The sequence below is a fragment of the Paenibacillus sp. B2(2019) genome (assembly GCF_008370385.1).
Classification (GTDB): Bacteria; Bacillota; Bacilli; order Paenibacillales; family Paenibacillaceae; genus Paenibacillus_AQ.
This window is the reverse complement of record NZ_VTZR01000002.1, coordinates 153,576-165,628: the sequence shown is the minus strand read 5'-3', so window position 1 is coordinate 165,628 and position 12,053 is coordinate 153,576. Positions and strand designations below refer to the sequence as shown.

Below are 12,053 nucleotides of genomic sequence, written 5' to 3'. Positions count from 1 at the left end.
TCTGTTATGTATCTCTTTTATTTCCTTCATAACAAACAAAAAAAAGCATAGAACGGACTCAAGTCCGCTTTATGCTTTCCATTATTAAGATAAACAATATTTAACGAGCGCATCACGCACACCATGCTCGTTGTTCGAACCCGTAACAGCATTCGCTGCCGCTTTTACCTCTACAGGAGAATTATCCATCGCCACGCCCATCCCCGCATAGGTAAGCATTGAAATATCATTAAAATAATTACCGATCGAGAGGACTTCTTCTTGCGGAATTCCCAGCTTCACAGCGAGATTTCTTAATGCGTTGCCCTTAGAAGATTCGGGATGCATCAAATCAACGAAAAATTCACCACTCCGCAAAATATTGTACTCAGGAGCCCAAGTACGCCATTCACGTTCAGCTTCGTCAAGGATTTCTGGCTGTGTAAATACAGTAAACTTAACAACCGGTTCACGGAAATCTTCCCAGGCTGGTAGCGTCGCTGGCACAATACGGAAGTGCTCATACATATAATTAGCTTCTTTAGTCAGATTCTCTACATTATCAACATACATATCAAAAGCAGTATTCACATCATAATGAATATTGTGCTTACGGCAATAGTCAATATAGGGGTCAAGACCACGTGCATCCATACCATATTGGTGCAGCACTTCTCGATCTTCCACACGCACCGTCGCTGCTCCATTGTGACCAAGCACGTAACCAGTCAGCCCCATTTCCTCCATGAAAGGAATCGAGTTCTGTGGACTGCGTCCCGTACACAATACGATTTGACCGCCAAGACGTGTAACCTCAGCAATAGCTTCCTTATTCTCAGAGCTTAAGTGGTGATCATCATTTAATAGCGTACCGTCCACATCTAGTGCAATCAGTTTGTATCTCATACTCCACCATCCTTGTCTTTCTTTTTCTATATATATTGAACTTGAGGATTTTTGTGTTAAGTATCAGTCGCAACTGCGGTGAATGTTTGGACTTCCAGCCGCTGTTGTTTCCAGATTTCTTGATTTGTATCGTTTAATAGCGGTTGAAATCTGGAAACAAAGGCGGTCGCTATCGCTCTTACAGTTCCAAAATTCCCCTCCGTCACTCCGTTCCCTTATCCCAAGTTTCCAAGTTCAATTTATATATGATTTTTTCTATATTATCTTTCAGATTCTGCGCCTAAGAGTGCCAGTTCCTCTAACGTCAGTTCCCGACAAGCTCCCAGCGGCAGACTTTCATCCAGCTTCAATTCTCCCATAGATACACGTTTCAGAAAAGTGACTTTTTTGCCTACCGCCTGAAACATACGCTTCACCTGATGAAATTTCCCCTCAGTGATGATAAGTGAAATATGGGAAATCACTTTGCTGCCGCGCTCTCTTCCAAGAATGGTTAAGTGTGCAGGTAAAGTAACGTAGCCATCTTCCAGCTCCACCCCTGCTGCAAAAGCCGCGACATCATCCGCGTCTACATCGCCCTCGATGGTTGCCTCGTACGTTTTCGGGACATGCTTACGTGGCGACAGCAATTCATGGGCAAGCTTCCCATCATTAGTGATCAGCAGCAGTCCCACAGTATCCTTATCTAGCCTTCCTACAGGAAACGGTTCAAACTGTGCATACTCGTGCTTTAAAAGATCCAAAACTGTCCGATCCCGCTTGTCCTCCGTAGCTGACAGGACACCCGGGGGTTTGTTCATCATAAGATATATGAATTCACGGTAGGTAACAACCTCTCCCCCTACCTCTATTTTATCGGCATAAGGATCCACATGGTACCCACTATCTTTTACCACTGTCCCGTTCACCAATATTAAGCCTTGTTTAGCTTGTTTACGGATATCACTGCGCGACCCCACTCCAATATGGGACAACACTTTATCTAATCGTTGTTTTTTGGCGGGCTTACCTGATTGGCTCATTGTTACATCCACCTCCAGCCTGCGGGATATTCGTTCTTGAGTATGCCATCCTGCCACTTACCCCAGCCTGCGCTGTAGCCATCAATGCAGACCAAAACGTATCCCTTTTGGGCACTTCCTATTCTAATAGAGAGACGTTCTTGAGAAATCGACAACGTCTCTCCTTTAAGATAGGAAATAGCTTCATGATTCGTACTGGAGAGTGAGACACTTCGGCAGCTTTCTTCCGGATGCAAAGCTGTAGCCATTGGATGCCCTGGAATAAATCTTCCGTTACGGATTTGTCCTACATACCATCCCGGGCGGATCGTCTTTAATCCATTTAGTCTTTCCTTAGGAAGTGGAGAAATGTACAGATGGTCACCGAACAGAACCGGATATCCTTGCGGTTCCCAACCAAGCTGATCTCGCACAAAATTTCCATACGCAGTCAAAGCTTGCTCGTCACCTGAAACTTGCCGACCACGGTCAGCACCACCAGTAGGTTTGTGAGAGGGTTTCCCTTCTTTCCCCCGTCTTCCTTCTGATTTATTGGATGATTTAACGTGTGCTGCACTTTTTGGAGTAGTAGTTCTTGCTCTTGCAGATTCGTTTAACTTGACCTCTAAGTGATCACGTTCCTCCATTGAGCGCTTAGTCCCCCCATGTTGCAATACAGCCATGAAATGTCCTTCGCCTTTCACCTTATGCGGCCACAGTCTTGCTGTACCTGAGAGTTCTCCGAAGCCAGGAGCGAATGAGCCTGTACCTCCTACCGCTACCACTGAGAACTGTGGATGTTCAGAAATAAACTCCGCTATAATTTCCTCATTTTCTTCTGTAGCAAAGGTACAGGTGGAATAGACAAGTGTACCTCCCGGTGCCAATGCTGTTGCAGCAGAACGTAAAATATCCCGCTGCATGGAAGCATATTTGGCAGGTGTACCTGAATCCCATTGCTTCACCATGTCTTCATCTTTACGGAACATCCCTTCACCAGAGCAGGGAGCATCAATCAAGATCTTGTCAAAAAAAAGCGGGAATGCAGCCGCGATATGATCTGGACTTTCGTTCAGTACAATACCATTACGAACCCCATACAGCTCCAGATTTTTAGCTAGAGCTTTAGTCCGTTCTGGATGAAGATCATTACTAACCAGCAATCCTTCACCTAACAGCTTGGCTGAAATCTGCGTAGATTTCCCCCCAGGGGCGGCACATAAATCAAGTACACGATCACCTGGTTCAATATTAAGCAATTCCACAGGTGCCATCGCACTCGGCTCTTGAATGTAATACAAACCTGCGTGGTAGTGAGGATGTTTACCAGGTCTAGCCCCATTCTCTGTATAAAATCCTGTCGGACACCAAGGAATGGGTTCCAGTCCTAAAGTAGAAAGAGCCTTTAAGCTATCCACGGAAATCTTCAAGGTGTTAACACGGACGCCTCCGTATGGGGTTTCCTTATAAGAATCCGCAAATTGATTATAATCTGTTCCCAGCATGTCCATCATACGCTCGCTGAAAGAACTGGGCAATTGTGCCGCCATGATGCCGTCCTCCTGATAGTATTGCAAAAATTTAGGTGTTTAAAGATTCAAGGAACACCCCTACGGGTGTCCCTTATACAATACTCATATATAGAGGATCTTTTACTTACGATGAAAGGATGTCGGTCTCTGAGGACCACGTCGTTGAGGGTTATTCGGTGTGATAGCTACAGCTGCATTCTCCACTTGGTCCGCTAGACTCGGATCAACAATCTCTATGGTCAGATCGTAATAAGAAAATGGCCGCTCATCATATGATGCTAAGCGCCGAACATAATCTTTCACTTCCTCCACGAGTTTCGCCAGATTAATGCCGAGTGTCGCTGCTGGATATTCTTCCAGTTTGGCAGAAGCACCACTCAGCATAATAGCTGCACCGCGCACATTCTGATTGCGAAAATGGTATAACCCTACCGCTACTTGGAGAAGTGCTTTGTACAAAGGATCTCGTTCCTGGGCAAGCCACAGTTCTTCGAGTACCTCGTGACATTCGAAATAATCCCTGTCACGATTAAAGTACACTAGGTATTCCAAGTACAATGGTTCATAAGCCATCCGGCAAACTATCCTTTTTAGCTGCGGAAAGAAGTCCCCGCACATGATCTAGAAGTTCCTTCATCGCTTCCATATCCTGAACCTGCCATATTTCGTTAAAGCGAGCCTGCGTATCTATAGCCTCATTCACCAAGTGATAGAAATACAATTGATGAATGGCCTTGAGAATCTGAGTGGTCATATTCGAGTTTTCCTCGAATGTCTTCTGTGCTTCCAGAATCTCTTCCCGAATACTGGACATTTCACTGTCGAGGATCGATGCTGCTTCAGCTGCCGTCTTTAGTCGAACACGCATTTCATCGGGTAGACTCTCCCGATATTTATAGTTCAGGGAATGCTCTATGGTAGCCCAGAAATTCATAGCTAGCGTACGAATTTGGATCTCCGCGAGCACAATTTTCTGGCCAAGCGCTGTTTGCACAGGATATTTAATAATCATATGGAAGCTGCGGTAGCCGCTCTCTTTATAATTAGTGATGTAATCCTTCTCATAGAGTACTTCAAGATCCTTACGGGCCCGGATATATTCGGCCACTCTGCGGATATCCTCCACGAATTGGCACATGATCCGAATTCCTGCAATGTCTTCAATCCCCGTCTCCAGATCTTCCATCTTCACATTCAGCCGTTTAGCCTTTTCCAGAATGCTTGACAGCCGCTTTACACGCCCCGTTACGAATTCTATCGGCGTGTATTCCTCTCTTTTCTTCAACTCCGAACGCATTGTTTTGAATTTAACTTTCAATTCTTCCACAGTCTGTTCATATGGAAGCAAAAAAGTTCCCCAGTCCCTGCCGTCCATCGCCTTCGTCCTCCTGTCCTTTCGTCTCCTTCAGTGATGATCAGCGCCCACTGCTTCAGAGATATGACTGAATCCATCCCGCCGTAATAGCTGCCGTAATCCGGCATGCAATTTGCGGTTAACCTCCGGTCCTTCGTAGATGAGAGCTGTATAAATTTCGACCAGACTCGCACCTGCTCTTATCTTGTCATACGCATCCTGACTGGTGAAAATACCGCCTGATCCTATGATCGGCATCTTCCCTTCCGTCTGGCGATAAATACTGCGAATGATCTCCGTTGAGCGGTCCCGCAGCGGTTTGCCGCTTAAGCCCCCCGTCTCATTAGCCTTTTCATGACTAAGTCCATCACGGTTCAATGTAGTATTCGTAGCAATAATACCATCCATACCAGTTTCTGTCAGTGTCTGAACCATATACTCCAGCTCTTCATCACTTACATCTGGTGCTATCTTAACCAACAAGCTTTTGGTAATCCCGGTCGCTTTACGCTGAATCTCCATTTCTTCCTTCACTTGAGCCAGCAGGAACGATAATTCACTGCCATGCTGGAGATTGCGAAGACCAGGTGTATTCGGCGAGCTGATATTGACCACAAAAAAATCACCGTACGGATAAAGCGTACGGATGCACTGACGATAGTCTTCATGAGCCGCTTCATTACTAGTTATCTTATTCCGGCCAATATTAACTGCTATAGGAATTCTCCGATTCTTTAATTTCTTCAGACGCTGTGCCATAGCATCAGCCCCTTCATTATTGAAGCCCATTCGATTAATCAGCGCTTCATCCGAAGGAAGACGGAACAAACGAGGGCTATCATTACCTGGTTGACCCTTAGGGGTAACCGTGCCCACTTCCATAAATCCAAACCCGATCGAAGAGAATCCGACTACCGCATCGGCATTTTTATCTAAACCTGCAGCAAGTCCAACTGGCGTCGGGAAATGCGTGCCGAACAGATCAACCGCTAAATCGGCCGTTTCAGGAACTCCGTACATTAAACGCAGTGCCGCGCTTCCACCTGGCACTGATGACGATTTATCCAATCCACCTATGACGAGATGGTGAGCCTTCTCGGGATCAATCTTGAAAAAAATTGGTTTACCAAAATTACGATACAACACCGTTCTCGCTCCTTAAGGGGTACTTCACTAATCCACGTGTCTACCCGTTTCTGTAGGTTTCTTCTTAATTTTAGCCTTTTCTTGAACAAAAGAAAAGTATTTTACAGTGCGAGTATGTTGAGTACATAACGCAGAGTATAGTAATTTTGTTGTAAACGCATTACAATATAGGTGTAATCAGCGATTAAGAGAGAAAGAAGGTATGCCCAGTATGTCTACTAAACGTAAACCACCAACTTTGCAGCAAAAGAAAGAAGAAGTTAACCGTAAAGCGCTAATGTGGATTGGCGTCAGTTTAACTTTACTAATTCTTCTAATCATCGTTCTGTTTATCGTTGCAGGAAACTAATTCAGCCAGTGGTATACTTTGTGGGGGTTGGTCTGATCATGCTTAGCAGTAGAGCTGAAGCGTTTAGCCGGCACAAGCTGCTTTTCAGGCAGAACCCCTTTACTAATCACTACTGTTGTACCTTTAGGAATCAGCGCGAAGAGCTCCTCTACATCTTCTCGGCCCATTCGAATACATCCAAGGGATTCATCCTTACCAACACTGTCAGGCTCATTCGTACCATGAATAGCATAATTACTGTCCGAAAGCTGAAGCCCTCTGCTGCCGAAATCCCCATCATCTCGACCATTTGGATTGACGACTTTATCTGTAATCACAAAATTCCCCTCTGGTGTTTTATCTCCGCCAAGTCCTACCGCATAATTTCGTAGAATAATAGAACCGCTGACTACCGCCAACCGGTGATTTTGTTTATCCACAACGACCCTCAACGGCTGATCAAAAAAAGGAACGTCACTCGCAACACTTCCACTCACACTTAATGCTGTCGGTATAGTCCTCACACCATCGTTAGATGAGCTTGAAGGCTCCGCTATGTCTTCTGTTCCCGGTGCCATCTTGTTCTTAGCCACCGCTTTAAGAGGGCTGAATTCCCGCTTCATGACGGTTGTCGTCCCACCTATCCAGTTCTCAGGAAAAGATCCCGTCAAATCCGCTAATGTATCTGGAAGCTTCCCTTTAGCATCTTGATATGCCCGAATTGCACTCCATAGTGTGGCAAGCTCCTCTTGGTCACCCTGCCATTCTGCTCCATCCTTGGCGAGTTGCCCTTGCTCTGGCGGCTCACATGCACATTCCTTAGGATCGTAAGACTGATATACCAGCCGTCCCTTTCCATTCTTTTGCAGTGTGAAATTTAGCGGAAGCTTTTCTTTCCAGAGCAGCCATTTTCCCTCTCGCTCCATTCCTAACGCAGCAGCTTCAAAAGGTTCTTTACGCATTAGCATTTTCGCCATTAACTTCCCTCGCGAAGCCTCAGTTGCATTTTCTTGCGCTGTATACATCACTTTTTTCGCCTCAATAACTGGCTCTTGGACGGAGTCTTTTGGATCTGGCAGATCTTTGACTTCTGGAGCTGCCGTGTCTTGAAGGACTTCTTGTTCTTCAGTAACACCAATACCCGGAGCCACTGCTGAAGGTACCATTAACAGTATAAGAAGCATTAGCGCCAGTGATATGTATCTCAATCTTTGTTGGCCGCGCTCACGCTGGCGACTCGCTTGCAGCAATCCATCTTCGTATTCGCGCAGCATTTCAGCAGGTACTTTACTATGCTCGAAAGCCTCATACACTTCACCAGCCTGATTGAAGCAATAATTAGCTTTTCCATGTTGACCGTTCTTATAGTATTCCTTCCCCAGCAAGTACCATGCCATTTTGTTATCAGGGTGCATCTGTACATATGCTTTGAGGTGCTGTGAGTTCTTCATCGGAACCTCCGAGAGTTTATAATTCCTACTTTATTAATATCGGTCAGACACAGCAAAAAAGACATCCCTAGCCGAACAAAATGTTCGCAGAAGATGTCTTTATCTGGTGTCGCACGTTACTCTTTATCGAGTAATTAACCTTCTTTGTTAAAAGGTTCGTCCGCAATTTTAATGGAGTCGGTTGGGCAACCATCACAGGAATCTTGGAGATCATCAAACAAATCGTCCGGAATCGCTGTCACACCGCAGTTTCTGTCATTTTCGTAAATAACTTCTGCCAAACCTTCATCATCGTAATCAAAAATATCAGGAGCCGTTGCGCCACATGCACCACAAGCGATACAAGTGTCTTTTTCGACCCAAGTGTACTTAGCCATTTTTTTCTCTGCCTCCCGTTAAGCAATGCTGCGCTGTTGAACCAGCGTCTTATTTTTCTCATATTAATATAAAAAGAATACAATTTCAATTGATTTTCAATACGTTTGCATTTCTGACGCATTCTATAGTATCAATTTCGACACGTTTTTTCAATCTTTATCTGACTCAACAGACAACAGATTATCCTTTTGCAGTGAGGTGCCTCGTTCCTTATGATTACGGAGCCTTGCAGAATGGGTGTCACTTAACATCCCAGCGGTCAAAACTGCATTTTCACCAAACTTATTGCGAAGCATATCCATAGCCTTGGTCAGTGACTCTTTCTTAGGCTGCTGTTCGTAATCGAACAAATCCAGCTGAATTGCAGAATCCTCTTTAGCGATCAATCCTTGCAAGGTCACACCAAGCAGTCGAACGGGCTTCTCACCATTCCAATGTCGAACATAAAGATCACAGACAGACTTGTAGATATCTTCTCCACTCTCTGAAGGCGCCTCAAGCTGCCGCGAACGTGTAATGGTCTTCATATCCGGTGTCCGAATGGTAAGCTGCACACCTGAAGCCACAAGCCCTTGCTTTCGCAAGCGCCGCGCTACCTGATCACTTAGATTCAGCAAAATGGGGCGTACCTCAGCAAGGCCAATAACATCCCGCGGCAGTGTAGTGGTGTGTCCGATCGACTTACTTTGCTCTCGCTCAGGATTTACTATCCCATGATCGATGCCGTTCCCTGCACGCTTTAGCCAGGAGCCCATAACTCCAAAATTCTCAACCAGCATTTTCTCATCAGACGCCGCTAATTGACCAATGCTGTAAATTCCCAGCTTACGGAGCTTCTCTGCCGTTTTTCCACCGATACCGAACATTTCATTACATGGCTTATCCCATAAAATCTTAGGTACATCCCGCAGCCGCAGCACCGAAATACCATTTGGCTTTTTTAAATCCGAAGCCATCTTCGCCAGAAGCTTATTTGGAGCAATACCAATGGAGCATGGCAAGCCCAATTCTTCCATTATACGGCGCTGAATAGTTTCCGCAATTTCCATAGGCGTACCGAATTGTCGAGAGCCAGTTATATCTAAGTAACATTCATCTATCGACACTGCTTCCAGTAATGGTGTATAGCTATAAGCAATCTGCATAAACGCATTAGAATATTTGCGGTATAAATGGAAGTCCGGCTTAATAACGATAAGCGATGGACAAATACGAAGCGCCTTCTGAACCTGCATACCCGTCGAGATCCCCAATCTGCGGGCGACATACGAACAAGTAACAATAATCCCTTTCCGTAATTCAACGCTACCCGCAACCGCAGTAGCCTTACCCCTGAATTGGTCAGGATCCTCTGCCTCATGTACCGAGCAATAAAAAGCATTCATATCCACATGCAGGATAACCCTGCCACTCGTTGGATAATACTGATCAACATTCTGCACAATATCTACCTTCTTATCCTCAGGGTCTCTATTGTCCAATTTAGAATACCTCTCCGCTGCGGTTAGGTCAACTTAAGAGGCTGTAAAGTTCTTTGTTACATTCCCGCGTAAAAATGCTATAATGTATAAATTCATTTCCCTTGCCAATGCTTCCGATGTGAGTTTTGCACGAAGTGAATCCGGAAGACGAAGCTTACAAAACTTTTAGGAGGACACTCATGTCTAAGTCCATCTCCATCTTCGATACTACATTACGCGACGGCACCCAAGGTGAAGGCATCAGTCTGTCGGCTGACGACAAGCTGAAGATTGCCAAGAAGCTCGATGATCTGGGTGTGCACTATATTGAAGGTGGCATCCCGGGAAGCAACAATAAAGACATTGAATTTTTTAAAAGAGTCAAGGAGCTTCATCTGAACGCCAAAATCACAGCGTTCGGCAGCACACGGCGGAAGAATTCCTTGGCCGAAAACGATGACAATTTAAAACGTATGATTGATGCAGGAGTTCCTGCTGCTACACTCGTCGGAAAGTCTTGGGATTTTCATGTACACACTGCATTACAGACTACGCTTGAGGAGAATCTCGCCATGATTGGCGACTCCATATCCTACTTGAAACGCAAAGGCCTTGAAGTAATTTTTGATGCCGAGCATTTCTTTGATGGATACAAGAACAATCCTGAATATGCAGCAGCCGTTCTGTCCAAAGCCCGGGAAGCCGGAGCAGATTGGCTTGTAATGTGCGATACCAACGGTGGAACATTGCCTTTTGAAATTCATGAGATTGTTACTGCTCTGGCTGGGCAGCTACCAGGAGCAAATCTCGGAATTCACACTCACAATGACTGTGAGCTGGCGGTAGCTAATACACTTAGCGCCATCGGTGCTGGAGCACGGCAAGTTCAAGGTACCATTAATGGTTACGGCGAACGATGCGGCAATGCCAACTTATGTTCCATCATCCCTACCCTTCAGCTCAAAATGGGATACCACTGTATTCCTGGTGATTCTTTACCGCAGCTTACCAACACAGCACGCTACATTAGTGAAGTTGCCAATGTTAATCTGCCGGTAAATCAACCTTATGTCGGAAATGCAGCTTTCGCACACAAAGGTGGAATCCATGTCTCCGCCATCATGCGTGATTCACGGACCTATGAGCACATCGCTCCTGAGCTTGTCGGGAATAAACAACGTGTGCTGGTCTCTGAACTGGCTGGACAGAGCAATGTGCTCTCCAAGGCGCAAGATATGGGTTTGAATTTGGATCCAAGCAGCGAGCAAGCTCGCCGGGTGATCGAGAAGATCAAAACGATGGAGCATCAGGGGTATCAATTTGAAGGTGCCGATGCCTCGCTGGAGCTATTGCTTCGGGAAGCTACTGGCGAGATGAACGAAACCTTTACCTTTGAATCCTTCAAGATGTTAGTCGAAAAAACCGCAGAGCATCCAGTTGTATCTGAAGCCTTCGTTAAACTGAAGGTTGGCAATGAGAACCTTTATACCGCTGCTGAAGGTAACGGTCCGGTCAATGCACTCGACAACGCTCTTCGTAAAGCGCTGCAGACCTACTTCCCGCAATTGAAGGAAATGCATCTATCCGACTATAAAGTCCGTGTTATAGATGAACAGGATCAGACTGCTGCGAAAGTACGGGTATTGATTGAATCCAAGAACTTCACAGACACTTGGAGTACGGTAGGCGTCTCCAGTAACGTTATTGAAGCCAGCTGGGAAGCGCTTGTTGACAGTATGCGCTACGCACTTCTGAATCAACTCTCGCTGGAAAATAAACAGTCTGGAAGTACTGAACCTAGAGGCCTGGTAAATCATTAATTCATACCTTTCATAAGCATTCATATGACGAAGAACCCCCTTCAACAGTTTAACTGTAATGAAGGGGGCCTTTTATAATTCTTTGGTGTAGGTCCTTTATGATTCGGTAAGCTTGATAATTTTTTTCTCCAGCTCTTCCGGACTAAGAATGCCCAGAATAATCTCTGAGATCACTCCATTCTTGTCAATAAGCACGTTGGTAGGAAATACTGCCCCGTTATATTTGCTGTACACCTCATCTTTCACATCAAACATAACCGGGAACACAAGACCGTATTTCTTAATAAAACGTTCTGCATTGGGTTTATAATCCTGACTACTCACATTAATACCGTAAATATCTAGAACATCCTTATACTTAGTGGCCATGGTGTTAAGCTCCGGAGCTTCCTCCTTGCAGGGATCACACCATGAAGCCCAGAAATTAACGAGGACTGCCTTCTCTCGCGGCCCGTCAACTACATAAGTAGTCCCATCCGTTCCTTGGAGTGAAAATGAGGGAGCGAGCAGTCCAGCCTTAGGTCCTATTTTCATTGGCGGCTCATCTTGTTGTCCAAAAACAGCGGTAGCCTTCGGCTCACGATTATGCCACACCGCAAACACAGCTACACATACAATAAGAATCACTATCGTGATATTCAATTTATTTACTGCTTTCATAGGGATCTGTTCCTTTTCGAATGGAATAGTTTTCTACT

Annotated in this window: 12 protein-coding genes; 2 read left to right on the top strand and 10 right to left on the bottom strand. The window is 45.3% G+C overall.

Going from position 1 to position 12,053, the window contains the following annotated elements:
* Positions 1 to 84: 84 nt before the first annotated feature.
* The 6 genes from PAENI_RS01090 to PAENI_RS01065 form a co-directional block, all read right to left on the bottom strand.
* Entirely contained in the window at positions 85 to 885 is an 801-nt protein-coding gene (locus tag PAENI_RS01090) for a Cof-type HAD-IIB family hydrolase (RefSeq protein WP_042186870.1), read from the bottom strand.
* Positions 886 to 1,145: 260 nt separating this feature from the next.
* Entirely contained in the window at positions 1,146 to 1,907 is a 762-nt protein-coding gene (locus PAENI_RS01085; RefSeq protein ID WP_149643960.1) for a pseudouridine synthase, read from the bottom strand.
* Between the two features lie 2 nt (positions 1,908 to 1,909).
* On the bottom strand, positions 1,910 to 3,436 hold the full coding sequence (locus PAENI_RS01080) for an RsmB/NOP family class I SAM-dependent RNA methyltransferase (protein ID WP_149643959.1): 1,527 nt from the start codon (positions 3,434 to 3,436) through the stop codon (positions 1,910 to 1,912).
* Positions 3,437 to 3,538: 102 nt separating this feature from the next.
* A complete protein-coding gene (locus PAENI_RS01075; RefSeq protein ID WP_316502718.1) occupies positions 3,539 to 3,970 on the bottom strand; it encodes a DUF309 domain-containing protein in 432 nt (143 codons plus the stop codon).
* A 10-nt stretch (positions 3,971 to 3,980) separates the two neighbouring features.
* Positions 3,981 to 4,793 (bottom strand): GTP diphosphokinase, encoded by an 813-nt coding sequence (yjbM, locus tag PAENI_RS01070; protein WP_042126350.1) that lies wholly within the window; start codon positions 4,791 to 4,793, stop codon positions 3,981 to 3,983.
* Positions 4,794 to 4,823: 30 nt separating this feature from the next.
* A complete protein-coding gene (locus tag PAENI_RS01065; protein WP_149643958.1) occupies positions 4,824 to 5,918 on the bottom strand; it encodes a quinone-dependent dihydroorotate dehydrogenase in 1,095 nt (364 codons plus the stop codon).
* A 211-nt stretch (positions 5,919 to 6,129) separates the two neighbouring features.
* Here PAENI_RS01065 and PAENI_RS31715 point away from each other — a divergent pair, with 211 nt between their 5' ends.
* The gene (locus tag PAENI_RS31715) at positions 6,130 to 6,267 is read left to right on the top strand and encodes a hypothetical protein (protein ID WP_167348489.1); all 138 of its coding nucleotides are present in this window, start codon (positions 6,130 to 6,132) and stop codon (positions 6,265 to 6,267) included.
* Here the strand turns inward: PAENI_RS31715 and PAENI_RS01060 are convergent.
* The 3 genes from PAENI_RS01060 to PAENI_RS01050 all read right to left on the bottom strand — a co-directional run bounded on the left by PAENI_RS01060 (position 6,264) and on the right by PAENI_RS01050 (position 9,556).
* The gene (locus PAENI_RS01060) at positions 6,264 to 7,697 is read right to left on the bottom strand and encodes a L,D-transpeptidase family protein (protein ID WP_149643957.1); all 1,434 of its coding nucleotides are present in this window, start codon (positions 7,695 to 7,697) and stop codon (positions 6,264 to 6,266) included. The two genes, PAENI_RS31715 and PAENI_RS01060, sit on opposite strands and share 4 nt — an antisense overlap.
* A 134-nt stretch (positions 7,698 to 7,831) precedes the next feature.
* Complete coding sequence (locus PAENI_RS01055; protein WP_042186857.1) at positions 7,832 to 8,074, bottom strand: ferredoxin; 243 nt, start codon at positions 8,072 to 8,074, stop codon at positions 7,832 to 7,834.
* Positions 8,075 to 8,224: 150 nt separating this feature from the next.
* The gene (locus PAENI_RS01050) at positions 8,225 to 9,556 is read right to left on the bottom strand and encodes a DNA polymerase IV (RefSeq protein WP_371915713.1); all 1,332 of its coding nucleotides are present in this window, start codon (positions 9,554 to 9,556) and stop codon (positions 8,225 to 8,227) included.
* A gap of 179 nt (positions 9,557 to 9,735) precedes the next feature.
* On the opposite strand from PAENI_RS01050, the gene cimA reads away from it, so the two are divergent.
* Positions 9,736 to 11,355 (top strand): citramalate synthase, encoded by a 1,620-nt coding sequence (gene cimA / locus PAENI_RS01045; protein ID WP_149643956.1) that lies wholly within the window; start codon positions 9,736 to 9,738, stop codon positions 11,353 to 11,355.
* Between the two features lie 96 nt (positions 11,356 to 11,451).
* On the opposite strand, the gene PAENI_RS01040 is transcribed toward cimA, so the two are convergent.
* The gene (locus PAENI_RS01040) at positions 11,452 to 12,015 is read right to left on the bottom strand and encodes a TlpA family protein disulfide reductase (RefSeq protein WP_076283167.1); all 564 of its coding nucleotides are present in this window, start codon (positions 12,013 to 12,015) and stop codon (positions 11,452 to 11,454) included.
* Positions 12,016 to 12,053: the final 38 nt, after the last annotated feature.

What these genes read in the sequence shown, in the direction of transcription:
- PAENI_RS01040 (WP_076283167.1), bottom strand. Translation starts at nt 12,015, where the DNA reads ATGAAAGCAGTAAATAAATTGAATATCACGATAGTGATTCTTATTGTA.
- yjbM (WP_042126350.1), bottom strand. Translation starts at nt 4,793, where the DNA reads ATGGACGGCAGGGACTGGGGAACTTTTTTGCTTCCATATGAACAGACT.
- PAENI_RS01085 (WP_149643960.1), bottom strand. Translation starts at nt 1,907, where the DNA reads ATGAGCCAATCAGGTAAGCCCGCCAAAAAACAACGATTAGATAAAGTG.
- PAENI_RS01090 (WP_042186870.1), bottom strand. Translation starts at nt 885, where the DNA reads ATGAGATACAAACTGATTGCACTAGATGTGGACGGTACGCTATTAAAT.
- PAENI_RS01060 (WP_149643957.1), bottom strand. Translation starts at nt 7,697, where the DNA reads ATGAAGAACTCACAGCACCTCAAAGCATATGTACAGATGCACCCTGAT.
- cimA (WP_149643956.1), top strand. Translation starts at nt 9,736, where the DNA reads ATGTCTAAGTCCATCTCCATCTTCGATACTACATTACGCGACGGCACC.
- PAENI_RS01055 (WP_042186857.1), bottom strand. Translation starts at nt 8,074, where the DNA reads ATGGCTAAGTACACTTGGGTCGAAAAAGACACTTGTATCGCTTGTGGT.
- PAENI_RS31715 (WP_167348489.1), top strand. Translation starts at nt 6,130, where the DNA reads ATGTCTACTAAACGTAAACCACCAACTTTGCAGCAAAAGAAAGAAGAA.
- PAENI_RS01080 (WP_149643959.1), bottom strand. Translation starts at nt 3,436, where the DNA reads ATGGCGGCACAATTGCCCAGTTCTTTCAGCGAGCGTATGATGGACATG.